We start from the raw sequence: 21,175 nt of genomic DNA, 5'->3' as shown, positions 1-21,175 counted from the left end.
GCACTCACGTAGAGTGCGACTCGGTTTCTCACCGATAGTCGTTGAACGTTCCCCATTTCAATCCACGCACTCACGTAGAGTGCGACAAACCGGCGCTTACCGGTTTCTCGATGCACCCAGCCATTTCAATCCACGCACTCACGTAGAGTGCGACGGTTCCGCACATCTGGATACCAAATCCTGAAAGATTTATTTCAATACACGCACTCACGTAGAGTGCGACGCATGCGCCACGTTCTCCAATTTCTGCTCATAGCCGATTTCAATCCACGCACTCACGTAGAGTGCGACAATATTGCCCTGCGAATGTATCCCAATCACCTTCAAATTTCAATCCACGCACTCACGTAGAGTGCGACTCCACGTACATAATCCTCAACGCTGGAATAATTCGTATTTCAATCCACGCACTCACGTAGAGTGCGACTCCAAGGCAGACCAGGCTTTTCAGTCTGGCAATGAGCATTTCAATCCACGCACTCACGTAGAGTGCGACAGTTAGCCCAACCTTGATAGGAGAAGTCCATGGCGTAATTTCAATCCACGCACTCACGTAGAGTGCGACTGAAACCGTTTGGTAGCTGGCTGAAAACAAACTTAATTTCAATCCACGCACTCACGTAGAGTGCGACAGTAGAATAACATTTGCTGATATGGTACACCACAAATTTCAATCCACGCACTCACGTAGAGTGCGACGCGATAAACGAGCTTTTTACAAATGTCAGTGATGGATTTCAATCCACGCACTCACGTAGAGTGCGACATCGGGAGAGGTGCAAAAATGAGTAATCTTTTGAATATTTCAATCCACGCACTCACGTAGAGTGCGACTCAGCATGCCAATATCTTTGTCTGTGGTGTCGTTATAATTTCAATCCACGCACTCACGTAGAGTGCGACGGACAACCACTCTTATTTGCGATCGCCATAAGGTATTTCAATCCACGCACTCACGTAGAGTGCGACGGAATTTACAGCGTCATACTCGGTTGCAATACGCAATTTCAATCCACGCACTCACGTAGAGTGCGACCGGAGGTGTCGTAATAGACGTGGCTGCCATCCGGATTTCAATCCACGCACTCACGTAGAGTGCGACCATCATTCGTGATTGTTACACCTTTAAATAGCAACATTTCAATCCACGCACTCACGTAGAGTGCGACAGCGGGCCATGCGAATCCTTGTGGCACAAGGCCTCGTAAGCCCAAAAGTGCGAACCCATTTTGCGAGCACGAAATTTCTCCATTAATTTTAACCAAAATCTCTACAAACCCTTTAATGACGCGGGGTGCGAACCTCCCAGGGATTTCATGTGCGCTTGGGGTTCGCACCGCTAGAAGATAAGCGGCTCCTCTAAATCTATCGATGGCTTGGCCCCAATATGCTCTACTTTGGTTTTGTAGTTATTGCCCAACCGATAAAATCGCAAGCTATCTTTTTCTTCATCAATTAACTGGGTTAACTCCAATTTCAGAGCAGTGAACTGGGCTGCATCCACAATGCACTCAAACACGGAATTCTGCACCCGCTGCCCGTAATTCTGACACGCCTTGGACACTTTACGCAGCCGCGCGGCACCTCCTACGCCTGTTGTTTGAACATCATAAGTAATGAGTACAAGCATCCCGACTCACCTACTGCCATAAAAATGGCGGTACTCATCTAAATCGCCGCGCAAGAAACGGGCCAGTAATAAGATTTGTGGTTATAGATCTTCGTTGCTTCCTCTTCATTATCAGAAATTCGGCTGCATCTTTCGCAAAACGACATTTCCCGGCTTTCACCGATCACTCTTGCCAAGAATCTCCCGCTTTGTGTCAAGAAGGGGATGGAAATATTACGATCAGCATACAACCTAGTTCTATTTTACCGCAAGATTTGTCATAATTCACCAATATACGGCTTCATTATAATAAAAAGCAATCCCAACAAGTCAGTCGCTTAGCTATACACTTCTCCAGTTGTAATAGTATAATTTAACCGTACTTAGAACTGTAATGAATAGGGAGGATTTGTTTAACGCCGGTGCTGAAAATAAATGGTTCCTTCAAGGATTGGCCCTCCTTCTGCTTTTCTCGCTTTCTGCCCTGATTCACCTCTCTCAAAAAGACTCTTATAGTAAAATTTCCGATCTTCATATTAAACAGCTAAGTGAAAAAGAACACATTGAAATCCTCGATGTCGCAATAAAAACCGACCTGAACAAGCCCTTTTCCTATGTTTATTACAAGCGGGGGTGAAATTAGGGGCATATTATATAAGCGTTATTAATGATAAGCTGGTTTACGGCAAGGACCATTTAATGATCACGCTCCTCTTTGAACGATTTGGTCCGTCTGAATTGAAAAAAGGCGAAAGCGATCACAATGACTCCGATTATCAAGGAAATGGTCGCCGCCATATTGTAGTTGTTTAGCTGATACACCCAGGAAATCAAAATATCCGTCCCGCCGGCCGTCTGCCCGCGAACCGCGGGGCCGCCGCCATTGAACAAATAAATGATATTAAAATTGTTAAAGTTGGCCGTATATTGAATTATGAGCAACGGCGCGGTGGCAAACAGCACATGCGGCAGCGTAATATAGCGGAATTTCTGCCAGCGCGTCCCACCGTCCACATCGGCCGCTTCATAGGCATCATGGGAGATGCCGCTTCGGCCGCTGCCAGCCGCCGGCGATGAGCTCGGCCTCTTTTTTGGCATCCCTGATGTTGACAATGTAGATCATGGCGGCTATCGCCAGCAAAATAAGCGACAAAAGCCCGTACACCAGTAAAAAAATCGAATGATCCACTTTGGGAATCGTCCCCAGCGTGACCATCCCCCACAGACCTAGTCCGATAAAATCCGCGAAGGTGATGATAAACGCAAGCTCTAAAATAACAGAATGACCCCTTTGATATAACTGCGGTTGTACAACTGCCCTAATCCGGCGAACAGAATGGACAGCCCCATCGCCAGCCAGGGGCGATGCGCCGGCTTCTCCCGGGCTGCATAACCCTCTTTGTGCGCCGGATGGCGCAGCTCGCCAGCATTGCGTTCCTCCATGATGAATTCCTCCCGGTACGAAATAACAAGCTCAAACGGCCGACGGCTGGCGCCGCTTACCGGCCGGAAGCCTTGATCTGGGCGGCAATCTGCTCCGCCGTTTCATCCAGCACGGACTTCGGGTCCTCCCCCTGCACGATAAAATCAACCGCATCGTCCATCGCCCAAAAGCGCTTACAACTAAGATTATATATAAATTTACTCAGATACGCGTATAAAAATATTCATAGGCAGCACCGATCCATATCATCCTTGTCTGCGTCACCAGCCATAAATCTCTACCCGCTTGGGATTTACTAAAATTTCCTGAGCAAAATGCCGATATATTTTTGTTGACTTCCAGTACATAGTATATTATTTGGGGGGAATCGGATGAACATATTGACGAAAGGTGTCATGCAAGGGTTGATTGGGGCGTCAGGGCATATGAAAATGGCTGACGTTGCTATGGGTGTTTATAAAACGAATCATAATGACGGGGCTTTAGGCTATGCTATGGATTCCATGAATAGAGCTGCCGAATCCAGCCCAGAGGTGGGTGAAGCTTTAAAGCAAGCACAAGCAGAGGCCAAAAAGCAAGCCAAAGCGGAACAGGAAGCATCTCTGGAGAAAGTGCGCCGTCAAAAGGCCGCGGAGGCGAAGGAGGAAAATAGAGCACCGGCCGCCTCACCACCAGCAGACACTATAGAAATTGGTGCGGAAGGCCGCAAATTCTGCACGAAACTTTTTAATGAAAGTGGCGCTCAGCATGCAGGTACTGCTAAAGCCGTTATGTCCGAGCCTAAGTTATATTCGCCACAAGGCGATATAAAAGTAATGGAAAGTGTCCTCACATAACGATAAAGGCTTGAATCACCCATGGAATATAACGACCGAATGGCTTGGGGGATGCCTCTTGCTATCTATGCGGCTTTCACGATCAGCTCGCGGTGTACATCATCATATGTCCAGAGAGCCTGGAGCTTTTACAAGCCGCGCATTAGCCCAGGATGCTAAATTGGCTCACTTCGAAATATCCAAAAACCCCTCCCCAAACACATCCCGCACGTCGTGAATAGTGAGAAACGCGGCTTTGTCGATGGATTTGACAATCTTTTTAAGCGTGGATACCTCTTGTTTGCTGATGACGATGTACAGGACTTCCTTCGGATTTTTCGTATAGTAGCCATGGCCCGACAGTACCGTAACGCCACGGTCCATTTGGGTAATGACCATCTCAGCGATGTCGTTTTGTTTCTCCGAGATGATCGTAACGGCCTTTTTGGGATTCAGCCCCTCGATCATGAAGTCCATCACTTTCGTACCGACATACAAAATGACGATGGTCAGCATCAGCTTCTCCGCCCCGATAATAAAATAGGAGGAAAAAGCCACGATCAAATCGAAAAACAACAGCGCATAGCTGATATTCCAGTCGAGATATTTATTGGCGATCCGGGCTAAAATCACGGTTCCCGCCGTCGTTCCTCCGACCCGCACGGTCAGGCCGATTCCGACCCCCACAAGCACACCGGCGAAAACCGCATTAATGGTCGGTTCATGCGAATTGATCCTCCAGTTTTCCGTTAAATGCAGAAACAGCGAGTTAAAAGCGACCGCAATCACCGTATACACCGTTGTTTGCCGATCGAGAAATTTGTAGCCGACTATCAGCAGCAAGCCATTGATCACGATATTGACGATGGAGGGCGACCACTGAAACAAGTAGTACAAAATAATAGTGACCCCTGTAACGCCCCCCTCACCAAACTCATTTGGGATGACAAACAGATTGACGGCCAATGCAAATAAAAAGGCACCCACGATTATAGTAACGATATCCGCAATTCTCTTTTTCATAACTACTCTGATCCTCTCTAGCAGTTCTAGCCTTACAACCAGATCATCGTATTCCACTTACAACTATAAAGTCAATATGACTTTTACACTTTAATTCGCTATCCAATTCACTTGAAAAAGGAATTTCGACAAAATTCATACCAAAATAAAGAACGGGAGGTGCCAGAGGAGAATCCCTGCAAGCCGCCCGTTCTTTTCTTATTCCGTTCAATTATTTTGGTTCTTTACCCCCCACTCGCATAACTGTTCCAAAACGGGCAACAGGGTTTCCGCTTTCGCTGTGAGACTGTACTCGACTTTAGGGGGAACTTGGGGATACTCTTTGCGGTTCACCATACCGTCGGCTTCCAGTTCTTTTAGTTGGGCACTCAATGTTTTATAGGTAATGGCTCCTATCCGTCTTTTCATATCATTAAAGCGAACCGTTTGGTTTTCTGCGAGGAGGTAAATAATCAGCATTTTCCATTTGCCGCCGATCACTGATAAGGTATAGCCAAAAGGGGTCTCTTGAATATTACCTTTCCCTTTATAGTCGGCCACGCTCATATTTGCACTATCCTTTCTGGTAGTACCTATCAATAAAGTGCGTACTATTTTTTTGTTTGCGTTCATTTTATACTGGCCTTACTTTGAAGTAAAGGAGAGAAAAAAATGGCTAATGTCAAAACCTACAATCACGATCTTTGGGATCACGGCATCTCCCAGGGTTACAGTGTCAACGGCACCATCTACATTTCGGGGCAATTTTCCCACGATACGGAGGGCGCGTTCGTTGGCGCGGGCGATATTGAGGCGCAGACCCGGCAGACGCTGGAGAATCTCGATCGCGTGCTGGCGGGATTTGGGGTCACGAAGTCGAACCTCGCTTATGTAGAGCTCTATCTGACAAAGGCGGAAGAGCATTTCGAGCCCGTCATCCGGCTGTTCAAGGAATACATGGGACAACACCGGCCGGCCGGCAGTCTTATCGGCGTAACCTACCTGGCATCCCCTGAGCAACTGGTCGAAATCCGCGCCGTCGCACACACGGACTAACTCGGCCGCCGCAACCCGGCGCAACGCCGGGCGGCCGGGCTTCGAAAAGGGGCGGGCCGCTATTGGCGCATATAAAAAGCCCGCTTCATTTAGCGGGCTTTAGGCGTCCATCAACCTCTTTTATAAGCGAGGATTCGGCGGTACAACGCTGCATCCTTCAGCTTGCGGAAATGGGACATGGCCGGATAAAGGTTGGCTTCAATAATGGACACACGCCCCCCTGGATCGGTGGCGACGTCCAGGCCGTAAATACGGTGTTCGGGGAACAAGGCTTTTAGTCTTCTTACGGAAAGAAGCGAAACTTTGTTGATTTTGGATTCCAGTGCGGAGGCGGGCAGATGTCTAATGGATGAGCGCTGAAGCCCCGGTCTGAACTTGAGCAGCGTTCCTTTGCTCCGCGTATTGTTGGAAACAATGTAGCCTTTGCCGGCCACCTTGATCAGCTTGCCCGTAACTACCCACTGGGATGAACTTTTTTTCCGCTGCACGATGACTCTCATATCAAAGGGGCGATTGTTGATGGTGGGGCGGGTAATCCGCCGTTGAACCATGTAACTCGCGGACCCCATTATTTTTTGGATATAGCGGTAGGTGTTCTCCCTTCCCTGTATCACCTGTGCCCGATTCTCGTAATGTACGGCGTACCTGCCATTCCCCAGATCCGAAACTTGAATCACCCCGCGGCCGCGGCTTCCCCAAACCGGTTTAACCATGACATGCCGGTGTTTTTTCAAAAGACTCCAGAAGGATGGCCGGTTCATCCTCTTTGTTTCCGGCAGGTAGGGCGCCAACGAGGCATCCCTTTTCATAAACTCGTATTTTATCCATTTATTCTTCGCTACGGTTCCCACGGGACTCCACCTTTCTTCTATTCGCTTGAACGCCGTGCAGATACTCTTCCAGCCATTCCAGAAAAACCTCGATGTCCTTAGCCGTAATGTCCCCGATATTGGCGACCCGGAACGTCTTTAGCCCCTCCAGCTTGCCGGGGTAAATCATTATGCCTTTGCTGTAGAAGAAATCATGCATGGACTGAAAATCAAAATCCGCATCAGGTTCACGAATGGAAGTAATGAGCTTCGCGTGATGCTCTTCGGGGACGATGTAGGTCAAACCGAGCCTGTTTAGACCGCTGATTAAAGTTTTCCAGGATGCGGTGTATCTTTCGTAACGCTTGGCTGTACCTTCCTGCTTTAATTCCCGGATAGCCTGCTTAAGCGCGTACAAGGTCTGTACCGGCGGTGTAAACCGCATCTGCGCATGTTCAGCAAAATAACGATATTGCGCGTACAAATTCAAATAATAACTTCTTGGCTTCCGATCCTTTAAATTCTCCAATTTGCTCTTCTCCGCGATCACGAACGAAACCCCGGGCATTCCCTGCAGGTTCTTGTTGGAACTGGACGCCAGAAAAGAAATGTTCATTTCCTTCATGTCCATCGGAACCGCGGCAAAAGAGCTTATGGCGTCCACCATCAAGTCGATGTGATACCTGCGGCACAATTCCCCGATCTCCTTCACCCTGTTCAGCAGGCCGGTTGTCGTCTCATGATGCACCACCGCGAGATGGGAAATCCTGCGGCCGGAGGAGCGGATACACCGCTCTAATTCATCGAGATCAATGGCCTCATCAAAAGGACTCCTGAATTCCAAGAAGTCGATTCCGTAGACCGCGGCGATCTCGCACATCCGTCTGCCATATGCGCCGTTATTAACAATAACCATGGCTTCGCCGCCAGGAACGGAGCTGATCATGGATTCAACGGCCGCGGTGCCCGAGCCGCCAAACAAGACGGCCCGATAGTGGTCCGGATCCGCAACCAAACGCGTGAGTTCGCTGGAAATGTGCTCCATAACAACACCAAACTCGGCTTCACGGGGGCATATATCCGGAACCACCTGTGACCGTTTTACACTATCCGTAGTTGTTGCCGGTCCGGGGGTAAGCAAAATATTTCTTTTTACGTCAGAGTTCACGGGCCATCCACTTCCTTGAACTTAATCGGATCGTTTTGCAGAAACCGCTGTAGGCGCATCTTTACTTCGCAAGGCTTTATGCCCGGACGGGCCAGCTGCGCTTTGGACTGCTTGGAGATTTTCATATACAGAAAAGTAAGCGCCCTAGTCTCTTTCCAAGCTAGCAAGCAAGCTTTCAGTTCTTCGAGGTTGTGAACGTGGATCGACTTCGTATACCCGCAGGCAGCGGCAATGCTTACGAAATCAACATTATGGGATACCGTGCTTTGCCCCCCTGTTGATTCATAGGCGTTATTATCGAGCAAAATATGCACCATATTGCCGGGGTTATAGCACCCGTTAGTCGAGAGGCTTCCCATGCGCATCAACAGCGATCCGTCCCCATCAATCACGACGATGTTCTTGTTGGGCTGGCTTAGAGCAAGCCCCAGTCCAAAAGAACCGACGCACCCCATCGATCCCACCATGTACAGATTGCTGCTTGCATCTTCAATTTCATACAATTCCCGCCCCGTTTTGCCCGTCGTGGCCAGTTGTACCGTGTCCCCGTCTTTCACCGCATTGATCACGGCCAATGCCTCATACCGCGCCGGCATCTGATCTTCTTTATGGGCATGCTGTATAAACTGGTTGGAATGTAGGGAGATTTGCTGCTTCTGCAAAGGCTCCGCGTCAAAGGTCCCTTTCTTGACGATAAAGAAGAACGGCCGATTCCGGGCGATTTGCTCATGGGCCTGAACCAATTGCTTCCTGGCCTCCTCCAAATCTTTGGAAAGATATTGCCACTCCACGTCCATCAATTCCAGCAGCTGCGCCGTGATCCTGCCCATCAGTTCATGCTGAGGTTCGTCGGGAATCCCCGGCTCCCCGCGAAGGCTGACAAACCCGAGCAGCGGAATGCGGAAGGGGTAAACAAGAGAGGTTAACGGCGAAACCGCGTTGGTTAGCCCTGAGTTTTGCATCAGGACCACCGATTTTTTCCCTCCTAGATAAGCGCCCGAGGCGATGGCAATCGCGTCTCCCTCGTTGGCTGCCGCAACATAATCGCATTCGTTGATGGCATAATTGATTAGATTTTTCAGATAGGAGCATGGAACCCCACTGAAAAAGGTGAAGCCTAATTTTCGGAGCTCTTCTCCAAATATCTTTGTGTCCAATTACATCCCCTCATTCAGGCTGAACTGCGGCGCCGGGAGATATTGCCGTTCCGCGGCTTCCAGCTCTTCCGCGCCTTGAAGCCGAAAAACTTCTTCCAGCGGGGCAACCTTATTTTCGATTTGGGCAAGACTCTCGTCCCGATAAATGCTGCGGGATACTTGTTTCATGGCCGCAATGGAGGAACGCAAGTTGTGGTTCGCCCAGATCGCCAGGCTAATCCCCAGCTCCCGGAACTTGTCGGTTGGGGTTAAATAGTATTTCGTGGGCACGATAACTACGGGCAATCTTCCCGCCCATTCCTTCATGAACGCTTCAATCTCCGTTATATCCGGCCTTTTGCTGTGGATGAGCACCGCATCGGCCCCCGCCTTCCGGTATGCCTCCGCCCGCCGCAGCGCCTCGTCAAGCCCTCTCCCCGTAATAAAAGCTTCGACTCTGGCCACAACCAAAAAATCTTCGTCGGTTTGCGCATCCTTCATCGCCTTGATTTTGCCGCAAAATTCTTCGATCTCCGCCAGCGGCTGGAATTGGCCGTTGATGAAGGAATTCATTTTGGGAAATTGCTTGTCTTCAATACAAACCCCCGCGATCCCGCGCTGCTCCAGCTTTTTGACCAAGCGTCTGGCATTGTTGAAGTTGCCGTACCCCGTATCCCCATCCAGCAAAATCGGGATGGACGTCGCGTCGCTCATGAATTCAAGCACATCCACAACCTGGGTCCATGAAGCTTCATTATTGTCTCTAACGCCCAATGCCGCGGAGATCGACAACCCGCTGGCCCAAATCCCTTTAAAGCCTTCCTCCTCGACAATTTTGGCGGACAGGCCGTTATGGGCCTCCATGATAAATTCCAGTTTTCTGGAGTTGATCAATTGTCTAAGCTGCTTCGTTTTGCTCATTTGTGCTTCCTTTTTTCCTTCGTTGGCCATGGCCATCCTCATCTCCTGTGTCTCAGCTATAAAAAGCATATGTATCAGGCTCTCCTACTGTTTAGGCTATTTGCCCGAATTGAGGAAATATTCGGAAATGAGCGTATATTGTGAGCGCAAATAAGCGAAAATATTAACAAGGTAACTCTAACGGACTCCAGCGACGTTATTCGCCCATTTCCCGGGTATTTCCCAGCCTAACGGACCCACATGACCTTATTTCGCTCTAAACGAGCTCACCCGGGCCAATTTGAGGTAAATAACGTCATCTGTGTCCGCTACATTTTACAAACCTCCGTTTTTCCGCAAATAAGGTCTCTGAGGTCCTTTAGCTTTCCTCTTCTCCTCCCAGCAGTTTTTCGGCAAGTCAGCGTAATTGTGCATCTCTTTATATTCTGTAGTTTATATTTTTTGTTATAACAGTTGTAAGAATAGCTAACTGGACACGGGGATCGAAATGGAACATAAAGTGCCGAATTTCTTGAAACGCTCTCGGGTGTGATGGAGGAATACGATGAAACCTTGAAAGGCCCGAAGGATCGTTGATATGACCGTGCGATACCTGTCTGTCCAAGAGGCTATTGCCATTAATATCGCCATGATACAGAAATATAGTTCCGGGGAAGATGTCGGAGTTAAGGATGGGGACATGTTGGAGTCTGCGGTATTCTAGCTGCAATCCTCTGCTTTTGGCGATGAGGCATCCCCTTCTTTATTTGAGAAAGCCGCAGCGCTGTTTCAATCCCTGGGACAAAATCATCCCTTTCAAAATGCAAACAAACGGACCGCTTTTACCGCTTTGATGATCTTTTTGCGGCTGAACGGCTATGCCTTTGTCATGGACCAGAAAGCGGCTGAAGATTTTACCGTTGACATGGTGAACCTTCATTATGAATTTCAGGAACTTGTGCAGGTGATTAAACAGCATTGTAAAGAAACCCCACAACGATGAGAAGCCCGCTTCATTGAGCGGGCTATAAATGATCGATCTCGTCTTTATCCTACACTCGCAGCCTCTTCCATCCCATGCAGACTTATCTTCATCCCCAAGGCAAGTGCTAATTTAAATACAGTATCAAGACGAGGAATTGTTCCGCCATTTTCGATACGAGCAATAGACTCCTGATGAATCCCCACTTTGTCTGCCAGCTCCTTTTGTGTCCAGCCGAGCTCGATTCTTCTTTGATGAATGGCATTTACTAGTTGTGCGACTGCTTCAAGCTCATTCATCCGCATTGGATCTATGGACTTTAGTTCCTTCTTTTTTTCACTCCAGCTTTTCATCATCAGTCACTCCTTCCTTTCTCAATAGCCAACTATCCATTCGTTTTTTAGCAATTGCAATTTCCCTCGGAGGTGTCTTTTTCGTTGTTTTGACGAAGTGATGCAAAAGAACAAAGTGATTCCCATTCCATCCAAAGAAAAGAATACGATTATTACCTGGGCGGATCTCCCATATATCACCTAAAATCCTTTTTGTAAACCTCTCGCCTGCCCGAGTTCCCTTCTCTTCCAACCGGATTCAGGCAATAAATAATCTGCTCCAATTGAACTCTTGCATTCTTATTATTGAGCGCGGCAGCATCAAGCTCGTCAATGAAGTTTTCAACTGGTTTATTACCTTCTTCGTCCTCATAAAACAGAATATTGTACAAGGCTGCCTCCAAAATTACACGTTTATTTCCATTATTATCACTATTATAACATATAAATCATAATTTTTGGCGGTAAAGTAACGGTAAAAGCGGCAGTTAAAGCTGCCCGGCCCCATACTCCAACATCAACAGATCCAAATAAATTTGAAAGGGCGCTCGCGAGCACATGTCGACACCGTTAAAGTAGCAGTGTTCGATGGGGGTGTAGAAGACAAGGTCGGATAGTTCGGTCAGGCGGTTGGATTTGGTTCCGACCAGGGAAAGGATCGGCGTGCCTTGCTGTTTGACGATATGCGCATATTCTAAAATGTTAAGGGTTTCTCCGCTATAGGAAACAAAAATGGCCAGGTCGTCCTTGCTCAGGTTCTGCGCGGCACATCGTAAATCGTCCCAATCCATTCGGGCCATGTTGCTTTTCCCTAACATCAGCAGCTTTTTGGAGGCGTCCCAGCAGACGGAATAGGAATGGCCGACTCCGAACCACTCGACTTGTCTTGCTTCCGCGAGCATGGAGGCGGCCTGCTTTAATTTATGTTCATCGATACGTTGCAAAACCTCTTGAATATCCTTTTCATATCGTTTGACATAAGCGGATAGAGAGGCTGAGAGTCCTTCATTTTTCGCGGGATCCTCATCGCGCAGGTAGAGGTGAAGCTGAAGCTTAAAATCTTGAAAACCCAGAAAGCCGAGCCTTTTACAGGTCCGGCTGATCGTTGCGGTGGAAACAAACATTTCCTTTGCCGCCTCTTCCAATTTCAAGGACACTAACCGTTCCGGGTAACGAATAAAGTGGTCTAAAACCTGCTTTTCAAGCTGGCTTAAATTTTCTCGTTGCTGGACTAACCTCTTCATAAGGGACTGCATGTTCATCACCTTTTCATAAAAAGAACAGAACGTTTCAGACGTTCCAAACCTTCCAGGAGCTTGGATTGCGGACATCCAACATTCATCCGAAGAAAGACACCTCGATCCTCCCCGTAAACATCACCAGGCATAATCCCTACTTTACCTTCATTCACAAGGGCATGTTGCAGCTCTTTTTGCGTCTTAAGCAGCCCTGTGCAATCGATCCATGCCAGATAAGTAGATTCCGGCACCGTAAACCGTAGAGTCGGCAGCTCCGTATCGATATATTCCTGGACTGTTTTCAAATTATTATACAGATAGGAACAAAGCTCATCAACCCAATAACCGGAACGCCGATACCCCTCGATGACGGCAATCTCGCCAAAAATATTTGCGCTGGACACCCCATCCCGATACTTTAGTAACCGCAAAAATCTTTCCCTTATTCCTTCATTAGGAATAATCGCATAAGAGCCGCCCAAACCAGGGGTGTTGAAAGTTTTACTTGCCGATGAGCAGATGAATATATTTTCCGCATCGTTGGTCACACTGGTCATTGGAAGATAAGTCCGCTGATTATAGGTGATATCCATATGAATATCGTCCGAAATCAGTTTAACCCCATACCGATTGCATAAATCCACGATTCTTGTTAACTCCGGTTTGGTCCAAAGCCTGCCCGTAGGATTATGCGGATTGCACAGCAAGAATACTTTCGCCTTCGGGTCGGACAGCTTTTGCTCCAAGTCGGAAAAATCGATTTCATACCTTCCTTCTTTTAGAAGCAGCGGATTGCTCACAAGCTTCCGTTTCATTTCCCGAATTAACGGAAAAAACGCATCATAGGCCGGGGTCTGCATGACAATATGATCCGCTTCCGATGTTAAAATTTCAATGAGCCTTGCGATCGAATAAATCACGCTTGGACTATATACAATCCAATCCATTTCGATGTTGGCGCCAAAACGCGTCTCGTACCAGTAGGTAATGGAGGATTTATAGTCTGTGTGGTTCCATCTCGTATATCCAAATACCCCATGATCCGTCCGTTCCTTAAGGGTTTCCAGAATTTCAGGCGGGCTTTGAAAATCCATGTCGGAAATGGAAAATGGCAATAAATCGTTCACCCCGAACCGATCTTGAATAAAATCCCATTGAGTACAATAGGTCCCCATCCGGTTAACCCTGTGATCAAAATGACTCCGCATGTTATCCCTCTTTACTCATCCGCTGATTTTATAGCCTTGCGATTCCATAAGTTTGCCAATCTCTACTCGCACATGGTTGACTTGCGCTCCAATGACCACCTGAAGATTATGGGCATCCAATTTGATAACACCCAATGCTCCGTGCTTTTTTAGCGCTGGTTCATCTATTTTTTCCATGTCATCAACGACTAATCTTAGTCGGGTAATGCAATTATCCAAGGATTGAATATTCTCCGGGCCGCCTAAGGCGCTTAATAATTGCACCGCTTGACTATTGGAAGCAGCTTTCCCGCTATCTTCATGGGCCCCAGCGATTTCCGGCTCCGTATCGTTATCTTCTCTACCTGGTGTTTTCAAATTGAATTTGGTAATTGCAAAGCGGAATACAAAATAGTAGACCGCAAACCAAATCAACCCTACGATCAGTACCAAATACCATTTCGTATAAGTTCCTTGCAGGACTCCGAATACGAGAAAATCCAGGATGCCTCCATCGGTGTTGCCGATTTTCGCGCCGAGCAGGGCCATCACCATAAATCCAAGTCCGGTAAGAACGACATGAATCCCGTAAAGAACAGGGGCAAGGAATAAGAACAAGAACTCAATAGGTTCTGTTATCCCGGTTACAAAGGTGGCGATGACCCCGGAAATGAGCAAGCCTTTGATTTTTTTGCGATTTTCCGGTTTCGCCGTATGATAAATGGCTAAGGCTACAGCCGGCAGACCAAACATAAAGGTCGGCATTTTGCCCTGCGAAAGAAAAGCGGTCGCGGAAGCCGTAATCGGTGAGCCGCTTTTGAGCTCCGCATAGAAAATATTCAGCGCCCCCGAAACGGTTTCCCCGTTTACAACCGCCGTTCCGCCCGCTTCCGTAAACCGAATCATCGCCACTAAAATATGATGGAGTCCAAACGGCAGCAGCAATCTTTCCCCTGCTCCGAATAAAAATGGGCCAAAAACGCCCGCTCCTTGAATCATGGAGCCAATGCCGTTGATAATCATGGTAAAGAAAGGCCAAATCAGCGGAATGATCAAACCAATAATCGACAAAGTTATCGCCGTAATGATCGGGACAAATCTCGCTCCTCCAAAAAAAGCGAAGGCCTGCGGGAGTTTAATATTATGAAAGCGTTGATGGAGAAAATAAACGATAAGTCCGGCAACAATTCCTCCGAGCACGCCCATCTCGAGACTTTGAATCCCAAGAACCATGCCCTGGCCTGCCTGTCTCAGGACCTCCGGATTCGCCAATTGATCCGTTTCCACCAAATAGAAATTAATCGATAAATGCATCACAATATAGCCGATCAGACCGGAAAATGCCGCTACCCCTTTTTCATATCGGGCCAAACCAAGCGGAATCGCCATCGCAAAAAGCAAGGGTAAATATGTAAAGGCAAATCCCCCGATGGTAGAAATAAACCGTAGAATCACTTGTATGAGCTGATGATCCAAAAAAGGAAGATTTTCGATCGTAGTTGGACTGGTGAACGAACTGCCGATGCCAAGCAATAACCCCATAAAGGCTAGAAGCGCAACAGGCAGCATAAATGTCTTCCCCAGCCCCTGAAAAAATTCCCATCCCTTAGAAGCTGATCGGACCTTTGTTTTCATCGCTAAACCTCCACAAAAAAATGAACTTATCTACACTCTACGTCCCGACTACCCTATTAGCAATCGCTTTCACCGCAATTGTAAATGCGTACATTTTTTGTGTGGAGGGTACAATCCCCTAAAAAATCCGCTTAATATGTACCGATAAATCTTTGCTCAAATCGACGTAGCCGTCTTCCGTCCGGATCAGAGGATGGGTCAGGTCGTGAGGATTCACCATGACAACGACGCCATTGCGGTCGTCCGTCAGCACCACGGGGTTGCCGATGAGCGAGTGCATCATTTTCTCCACGAACAACTTCGTTATCCCGGGATCGAGCGGGCCGAAGGCGTCCTTTTCCATTTGGCCCAGCACTTCATTAAAAGGCGCCGGATCGCGGTACACTCGCTTGGAAGTCATGGCGTGAAAAATATCCACCACCGCCACAATCCGGCTGAAGAGGTCGATTTTTTCACCGGTGATGCCCAGCGGATACCCGCTGCCGTCCATGCGTTCATGGTGCTGCAGCGCTACCAAAGCTTGCCTGTGATTGACGCCAACCGTGTCCTTCAGGATTTCATAACCGAACACCGTGTGATTTTTCATAATGGCGAACTCTTCCGCCGTCAAAGCCCCCGGTTTGTTTAAAATCTCGTCGGGAATCAGCGTTTTGCCAATGTCATGCAGAAATGCCGCGGCGGTTAATTGCAGCAGATCCCGATGGTCGAGTCCCATCCACCCGCCGAGCAGATTGGACATCGCCCCGACCGCGATATTATGGCGATACGTATAATCATCCTTCGCTTGCAAAGCGGCAAATAAACGGATCAGTTGGGTAGCTTGCGTCACCTCGTGAATCGCGGGGATGACGTTCTTTCGGATTTCCGCCAGAGGCACTTTTTTCGTTTCCCGCACTTCATTAAATATTTCGTTAACATACTGCACCGCGTCATCGACGATCTTCGCCTGAGGAGAAGACAGGTCTTCCAGAGCGAAAATCTCCGCGGCCAGATCATCATCCGTCAGAATAATGCCCCGGTTTTCCAGCATCGTGAGATGCTCCTGCGTAATGACCATCGATTCGGACAGCAACAACGCGCCGGCTTCGCTAAATATATCTTTATTGACTTTTCGCCCGATAAAATGCAGCGACTTTTCATTGTAATCTCCCAAGCGGTCTCCCTCCTTTTCCACATCCCTAATCTTTTTATTTTGCCATATGAATCTTTACGATTTCTCGACAAGCAAAAAGCCAGCTACCAAGCTGGCTTCTTCTCACCACCGTCTTCTGTCCTTGTTGTTAAACTCTGGACCCCGCAAATCTGAAATCTGCGACTCCGCATTTTTATAGGTATTCACAATATTTTTAATCGCATCAAATTCCTGATCCCCCGGCCCAATCCCGCTCATAAACATCCTTTCCAGGATCGTGCCGTAGAAATCGATGCGATCGCGAAGATGATTGCATTCGATGTCAATCACGTCTTCAACCGTATTTTCCTCCACGAAGGCCGTAATCTCATCTCTATGATAATCCGGTGCGGCATCCCTATCATTAATGATCGATATAGGTTCATTTATATTCTGAAGATCGATGGAGCTTCGAACATCCGAGAACGGAATTTGCTGCTTGGCGAGCATCACCTGAAACGGCTTATGCTTGAACAGCTCGCTCATCACCAGGTAACACATCTCCCGGTTCGCGATCAGGATTCCTTCAAAAGGATGCAAAACCCAAACCCCTTCTTTTCGGAACAGGTTAAAATTAAACGGCTCTCCTCCGTACACATATCTAATAGTATAAGTCGTTGGAGATAGTTGAGAAAAGCTAAAATCCTCCACGTAAAAACACACCCCTACACCCAGAATGCACTGATATTGCTATCATACCAAAACCCGGCAGGTGCAGTCATCTATTCCTAAGCCGTTACTTGTTCATCTTATGGATATCATCGGCTTTATTAAAGCTGGCCGAAACGATCATAACCACAATGAGGATGCCGCAAATCCATGCTCCTATCATCTTTTAGCCCCTCTATTTTTTCTTCAATCATATGAACTTCTTCGTTCTGATATGACATGAAAAATTCCATGAGAGAGGGAAAAAAAGGGACATGCCCGAAAAGGACACATCCCTTATAAACATTATTATATTAATCCAATAAGCTGGTGTTCAGCGGGTCATTGGTTTTCAACTCGCCGGCTGCGTTATTTCCGGGCATTAATCCAAGGCGGTTATGCAGCTTGCTGTTGATTTCGCTTAAGTGTTTCGTTTGCTCGGTAGCCGTCTGAATAATGGTACGGTTGGATTGCTCGTACAAATCGATGGCGGTAAAGAGATCCGTCATGGCCCGGTCGATCGATTCCATCTGCAGGCCAGGCTTCCCGAGCAGATCATTGGTTTTCTGCGTGGTTTCCTTCAGCATGCGGGAATTCTCCTCAAACATCGTCTGCAGCGTGGAGTTCGCGGAATTCACGGCCTCAATGGTATCCAACTGGTCTTGCAGCGCCATCGTAATCATGGCGGATACGGAAAGGAGATGCTGCGTCTTGTCGATCGTTGCTTCAACGGAATCAATCAGCTTGTCATTATTATCATTAATAATGTCCGTACCGGCGATCGCCTGCTGATAGAGCATGACCATCTCTTCAAACGATTGAATCCGCGTGACCACTTTCCGCAGCCCGCGCTCCAGGTGGGTTTTGCGGTTTTCGTTTTCCGGTTTGGCGATTTCCTGCTCGAACAGTTCTTTCAGTTTATGGCCCATCGCGATGCGAACTTGCAAGTTGTACACCGACTCCAGCGACGAGCGTTTCAGATTTTTCATGTAAACGATGTTCTCTTCCAGCGTCTCTTTGCCGTTTCGCAAGGTCTGGACGATGGCATCCACATTGGTCTTCACCGATTGATATTTATATATGTAATTTTTCAGCGGCGTTTTCTTAAGCAATTTTTCAAAAAAGCCAAGCTGTTTGCTCTTGCTGAGCGAATCGATTTCCGATCTTAGCTTGAGAATGTTGTTGGAAACTTCGGAGCGTTGGCCGGACATCAGCTCATTGATGGGCCTCTGCAGCATGCCCAGGGATTGGCTGGCCTGCTCCATCGTTTTTTGCCCCATACGGCCGATGCTGTCCATGAGCGTTTCCAGCTCCATCGAATCGGTGGTGGCCACCTTTTGGATCAGCTGGTTCGCTTCCTGTTCCACTTTCGCAAGATCCGTCTCTTTTAATTGAACCATTTGTACAGTAGACATAAAAATGCCCCTCCTCTTTTAGTTAGACCGGTACCGCTGCTGAATCAGATCCACACGGGTTTGCAGTTCGATAAGGTCTCTATGCTCAATCGTCTCCACATAGGATGATAGCTTGGTGTTGATATCCTTTATCCCGGTAAGCAGGAGTCTTCGGTTCTGGCGTTTGGCCTCCCCGCTTAAGTTTAAGAATGGATTGATCGCTCCATTTAAATCTTTGAAAATAAGTCTTTGAATATTGTGATTGATATTCCCGTCATGCAGCGTCTTGAGCTGCGGAATCAGCCGATTGACTCTGGCCAGCAAACTGAGCGTTTTTTCGACAATTTCATCGTCGAGGTTGTTCTTTTGCCCCTCGGAAATCACCATCTCTTCAGTAACTTGAATGTACTCCATAACAGGTCCCCAGAAAGGATCTTTTTCGATCTCCGGAGCATTCTCCGCAGCAGGACGAGCCTGATCTTGAGCTTGATCCTGATCGTGATTCTGATTCAGGTTCTGAGCCTGAGTTGGCGCGCCGGATGTTCCGGCATGATTCACCCGCTCGTTGATTTGGGCTTCCGGCCCTTGCGGCTTTGCCCCGGATAACCGGCTTAACAAAGCGATCGCGGCGAGAGAGAACAGTGTGGGGATCAGCAAATTCACAATCTCCGGTAAAAACGGGGCTGTAAACAGAGATGCAATGAATCCAAGCAGCGAAATTCCGCCCGCAAGTTTATAACGAGTCATGAACCGGTTCCTCCTTTCCCTACCTCATAATATCTGTATCTTAAGTCCTGGACTCATATCCTGTCAATTCTTGGAGAACCTTAGAACGGCCGCTTGATAACGTACTCCTTCTCAAAATAAGTAGCATAAATGCCAAATTCAGGGGAAGGTATCTCAAAAGCTTCTCCCAATAGCAATTTAACGGCCAGATAAGGGAAATTTACCCCCGATAGGCAAGTCGTATATAACCCTCCTGAAGTGCGCGGGTTAATTTCCAATAGCTTGGGCGTATCCCCTTGATAGATAAATTGAATGTTGAAATTGTACTGAAGCGGCAAAACGCGGTGAATCTCGTGAGCCAAACGTATCAACGCTTCGTTGTGTTCCAGCAACCGAACCCGTCCCTCTACCTTCTTTCGGGGAACCGCAGCAATGATCCCTTCCGCAGATCCCAGACAATCCACGCTGTATTCACTGCCCTCCAAATACTCCATGACCATCAGAGGCGGAAAGCTGGGTTCACTTCCCAGCAGCCTGACCACTTCTTCAATATGCATGGTCGCCCCGGCCCACTCATATAAACTTTGAATCGTGTTGGGCTCGTCCGTGATGATTCTAAACCCGGCGCCCCCTTCCCCGGAGACGGGTTTAAGGCAACCCCTGCGGCCTTTGCCGGTAAGCAGCTTGTATGCCTTTTCAAATTCTTCCAGGTTTCTTACAACGTAATAATCGGGAAGGTGAAGATCCGGCACACCGCTTAGAAACTCGAACAGCCGTCCCTTGTCATCCACGATGGATAACATATCGGCAGCACCGGCCAGCATAACCTTCGTTCCTATTCTATCAAACTCATCCCGATGTTTGGCAACTTCGGCAAGCCGATAATGCGGAATGAAAATGTCGATTTTATGTCTGGCGCAGAAATCCAAACAGTAAGCCGCATACTCATGGGCAGGCAAGGCCGGCTCCAGTTCGGCATAATCAGCCGCCTGAAGCATGATGGAGTGACGGGAGGGATGCGTAGCGAATATTTTAAACGGTTTGTTGTCCGGATTGTGACGAATCATTTCAACATAATGGCTTGCGGTGGAGAATGTCCGATTAAACCATATATTCACGGGTAGATTCCTTCTTTCGAAATACTTCAAGAACCGAACGCAGGATTTCCTCCGAAGCCGCTATGCCCGATTCTTGGGTAAAGTTGTAGGCCCCCGACCCTGCATAGGCGGCATAAAGCTCCCCGTGCGCGGGAGCCAACGCGTAATCCGCGGCCTTTAGCAGACTTTCATCCAGCAGGGAGTCTCCGGAAGCCGCCGCAAACGCCGAGGATAACATGTCTTTAATATATAACATGGCGCTGCCTTTATTGATTTCCGCAGGGATCAAATACAGCTTCCTGCCTTGGATGGAGAGGCTCCAGCCCAAAGATGCAATCTCTCTGCCGAACGACCGGACCAATTCCAAGGGGATTTTCTCCCGATCGATAATGACGGTATAGAACAGGTTGTCCGCCAAATACTCCCGCAGGACCCAATCCGGGGAAGCGATCTCTCGAAAACGCCGCAGCAGGTCATCATGGTTCAAATAGTGATCCTGGAGCTGCCGAATCTTCTTAGCCCAAACGGGATCGGGTTCGCCATCCATCAGGATATTTCCCCCATTGCTCGTAATTGCGTATTTAGGCTTAATATTCGCTGAGATATGGAATATCCGCCTGTATTGTTCAACAGTACGCGTGGTAACCGGCACAAACGCCGCTAATTGTTGTACTTCCTGCAATAATAACAATGACTTCTTCGACATAAACGAGATGTACTCGCCATTGTACAGTTCAACCGGGAGATGCTGCGCCATGTCAGGCGGCAATCCCATAGCCCTTTGGGAGTAGATCAGGGTCCGATCCAGATCGCTTGCAAAAATCAC

At 48.0% G+C, this 21,175-nt stretch carries 22 protein-coding genes, 3 pseudogenes and 1 CRISPR repeat array (1 of these 26 running past the window's edge); of the genes and pseudogenes, 4 read left to right on the top strand and 21 right to left on the bottom strand.

The genetic code is table 11. The features are described from left to right. Positions 1-1,169: direct repeats of the CRISPR family, unit length 32 nt; unit sequence ATTTCAATCCACGCACTCACGTAGAGTGCGAC (it extends 549 nt beyond the left edge of the window). 170 nt (positions 1,170-1,339) lie between these two features. Further along, positions 1,340-1,630, bottom strand: a complete 291-nt coding sequence (gene cas2 / locus EHV15_RS10535; RefSeq protein ID WP_128631154.1) for a CRISPR-associated endonuclease Cas2 — start codon at positions 1,628-1,630, stop codon at positions 1,340-1,342. 74 nt (positions 1,631-1,704) lie between these two features. After that, positions 1,705-1,854, bottom strand: a pseudogene (locus EHV15_RS38305) (CRISPR-associated endonuclease Cas1); the annotation flags it as partial. 164 nt (positions 1,855-2,018) lie between these two features. On the opposite strand from EHV15_RS38305, the gene EHV15_RS10525 reads away from it, so the two are divergent. Beyond that, on the top strand, positions 2,019-2,246 hold the full coding sequence (locus EHV15_RS10525) for a hypothetical protein (RefSeq protein WP_128631152.1): 228 nt from the start codon (positions 2,019-2,021) through the stop codon (positions 2,244-2,246). Positions 2,247-2,305: 59 nt separating this feature from the next. Here EHV15_RS10525 and EHV15_RS10520 read toward each other — a convergent pair. Beyond that, positions 2,306-2,959 (bottom strand): annotated as a pseudogene (locus tag EHV15_RS10520) (carbohydrate ABC transporter permease). 465 nt (positions 2,960-3,424) lie between these two features. Between EHV15_RS10520 and EHV15_RS10515 the strand changes: the two are divergent. Continuing rightward, complete coding sequence (locus EHV15_RS10515; protein WP_128631151.1) at positions 3,425-3,889, top strand: hypothetical protein; 465 nt, start codon at positions 3,425-3,427, stop codon at positions 3,887-3,889. A gap of 165 nt (positions 3,890-4,054) precedes the next feature. Here the strand turns inward: EHV15_RS10515 and EHV15_RS10510 are convergent, their stop codons facing one another. Further along, positions 4,055-4,891 (bottom strand): YitT family protein, encoded by an 837-nt coding sequence (locus EHV15_RS10510; RefSeq protein ID WP_128631150.1) that lies wholly within the window; start codon positions 4,889-4,891, stop codon positions 4,055-4,057. A 207-nt stretch (positions 4,892-5,098) separates the two neighbouring features. Further along, the gene (locus EHV15_RS10505; protein WP_128631149.1) at positions 5,099-5,437 is read right to left on the bottom strand and encodes a winged helix-turn-helix transcriptional regulator; all 339 of its coding nucleotides are present in this window, start codon (positions 5,435-5,437) and stop codon (positions 5,099-5,101) included. 105 nt (positions 5,438-5,542) lie between these two features. Here EHV15_RS10505 and EHV15_RS10500 point away from each other — a divergent pair, with 105 nt between their 5' ends. Beyond that, the gene (locus tag EHV15_RS10500) at positions 5,543-5,926 is read left to right on the top strand and encodes a RidA family protein (RefSeq protein ID WP_128631148.1); all 384 of its coding nucleotides are present in this window, start codon (positions 5,543-5,545) and stop codon (positions 5,924-5,926) included. A 110-nt stretch (positions 5,927-6,036) separates the two neighbouring features. Here EHV15_RS10500 and EHV15_RS10495 read toward each other — a convergent pair whose 3' ends face one another. Genes EHV15_RS10495 through aepX form a run of 4 tightly spaced genes read right to left on the bottom strand, consistent with a single transcriptional unit; the run spans position 6,037 to position 9,960 of the window. Next, positions 6,037-6,777 (bottom strand): YheC/YheD family protein, encoded by a 741-nt coding sequence (locus tag EHV15_RS10495; protein WP_128631147.1) that lies wholly within the window; start codon positions 6,775-6,777, stop codon positions 6,037-6,039. After that, the gene (locus tag EHV15_RS10490) at positions 6,755-7,903 is read right to left on the bottom strand and encodes a 2-aminoethylphosphonate aminotransferase (protein ID WP_128631146.1); all 1,149 of its coding nucleotides are present in this window, start codon (positions 7,901-7,903) and stop codon (positions 6,755-6,757) included. The genes EHV15_RS10495 and EHV15_RS10490 overlap by 23 nt, the downstream gene beginning before the upstream one ends. Then, positions 7,900-9,060: a phosphonopyruvate decarboxylase gene (aepY, locus tag EHV15_RS10485; RefSeq protein WP_128631145.1), complete on the bottom strand. Its 1,161-nt coding sequence runs from the start codon at positions 9,058-9,060 to the stop codon at positions 7,900-7,902. The genes EHV15_RS10490 and aepY overlap by 4 nt, the downstream gene beginning before the upstream one ends. Next, entirely contained in the window at positions 9,061-9,960 is a 900-nt protein-coding gene (gene aepX, locus EHV15_RS10480) for a phosphoenolpyruvate mutase (protein ID WP_128635275.1), read from the bottom strand. A 577-nt stretch (positions 9,961-10,537) separates the two neighbouring features. Between aepX and EHV15_RS10475 the strand changes: the two are divergent. Further along, positions 10,538-10,942 (top strand): annotated as a pseudogene (locus EHV15_RS10475) (type II toxin-antitoxin system death-on-curing family toxin). A 44-nt stretch (positions 10,943-10,986) separates the two neighbouring features. On the opposite strand, the gene EHV15_RS10470 reads toward EHV15_RS10475, so the two are convergent. The 12 genes from EHV15_RS10470 to EHV15_RS10420 all read right to left on the bottom strand — a co-directional run bounded on the left by EHV15_RS10470 (position 10,987) and on the right by EHV15_RS10420 (position 21,175). After that, entirely contained in the window at positions 10,987-11,277 is a 291-nt protein-coding gene (locus EHV15_RS10470) for a helix-turn-helix transcriptional regulator (RefSeq protein WP_128631144.1), read from the bottom strand. After that, positions 11,258-11,506, bottom strand: coding sequence for a type II toxin-antitoxin system RelE/ParE family toxin (locus EHV15_RS38300; RefSeq protein WP_218571219.1), 249 nt, complete (start codon positions 11,504-11,506; stop codon positions 11,258-11,260). The genes EHV15_RS10470 and EHV15_RS38300 overlap by 20 nt, the downstream gene beginning before the upstream one ends. Beyond that, entirely contained in the window at positions 11,451-11,645 is a 195-nt protein-coding gene (locus tag EHV15_RS36985; protein WP_218571288.1) for a hypothetical protein, read from the bottom strand. The genes EHV15_RS38300 and EHV15_RS36985 overlap by 56 nt, the downstream gene beginning before the upstream one ends. Before the next feature lie 96 nt (positions 11,646-11,741). Further along, the gene (locus EHV15_RS10460; RefSeq protein ID WP_128631143.1) at positions 11,742-12,584 is read right to left on the bottom strand and encodes a MurR/RpiR family transcriptional regulator; all 843 of its coding nucleotides are present in this window, start codon (positions 12,582-12,584) and stop codon (positions 11,742-11,744) included. Beyond that, on the bottom strand, positions 12,515-13,699 hold the full coding sequence (locus tag EHV15_RS10455; protein ID WP_128631142.1) for a MalY/PatB family protein: 1,185 nt from the start codon (positions 13,697-13,699) through the stop codon (positions 12,515-12,517). The genes EHV15_RS10460 and EHV15_RS10455 overlap by 70 nt, the downstream gene beginning before the upstream one ends. Positions 13,700-13,714: 15 nt before the next feature. Beyond that, entirely contained in the window at positions 13,715-15,313 is a 1,599-nt protein-coding gene (malX, locus tag EHV15_RS10450; RefSeq protein WP_128631141.1) for a maltose/glucose-specific PTS transporter subunit IIBC, read from the bottom strand. Between the two features lie 118 nt (positions 15,314-15,431). Then, on the bottom strand, positions 15,432-16,466 hold the full coding sequence (locus tag EHV15_RS10445) for an HD-GYP domain-containing protein (RefSeq protein WP_246061456.1): 1,035 nt from the start codon (positions 16,464-16,466) through the stop codon (positions 15,432-15,434). Between the two features lie 102 nt (positions 16,467-16,568). Further along, entirely contained in the window at positions 16,569-17,024 is a 456-nt protein-coding gene (locus EHV15_RS10440; protein WP_128631140.1) for a hypothetical protein, read from the bottom strand. A gap of 422 nt (positions 17,025-17,446) precedes the next feature. Next, complete coding sequence (locus EHV15_RS10435; RefSeq protein WP_128631139.1) at positions 17,447-18,547, bottom strand: toxic anion resistance protein; 1,101 nt, start codon at positions 18,545-18,547, stop codon at positions 17,447-17,449. Between the two features lie 18 nt (positions 18,548-18,565). Beyond that, a complete protein-coding gene (locus tag EHV15_RS10430; protein ID WP_128631138.1) occupies positions 18,566-19,273 on the bottom strand; it encodes a hypothetical protein in 708 nt (235 codons plus the stop codon). Positions 19,274-19,353: 80 nt separating this feature from the next. Further along, entirely contained in the window at positions 19,354-20,370 is a 1,017-nt protein-coding gene (locus tag EHV15_RS10425) for an ATP-grasp domain-containing protein (protein WP_246061454.1), read from the bottom strand. Continuing rightward, positions 20,354-21,175 carry an HAD family hydrolase gene (locus tag EHV15_RS10420; protein ID WP_178075814.1) on the bottom strand — a complete coding sequence of 274 codons (822 nt, stop codon included), beginning with the start codon at positions 21,173-21,175 and terminating at the stop codon, positions 20,354-20,356. The genes EHV15_RS10425 and EHV15_RS10420 overlap by 17 nt, the downstream gene beginning before the upstream one ends.

The sequence above is a fragment of the Paenibacillus oralis genome, assembly GCF_003863965.1.
GTDB lineage: Bacteria > Bacillota > Bacilli > Paenibacillales > Paenibacillaceae > Fontibacillus > Fontibacillus oralis.
Note: the sequence above shows the minus strand (reverse complement) of the source record. Positions and strands in the feature narration are given on the sequence as shown.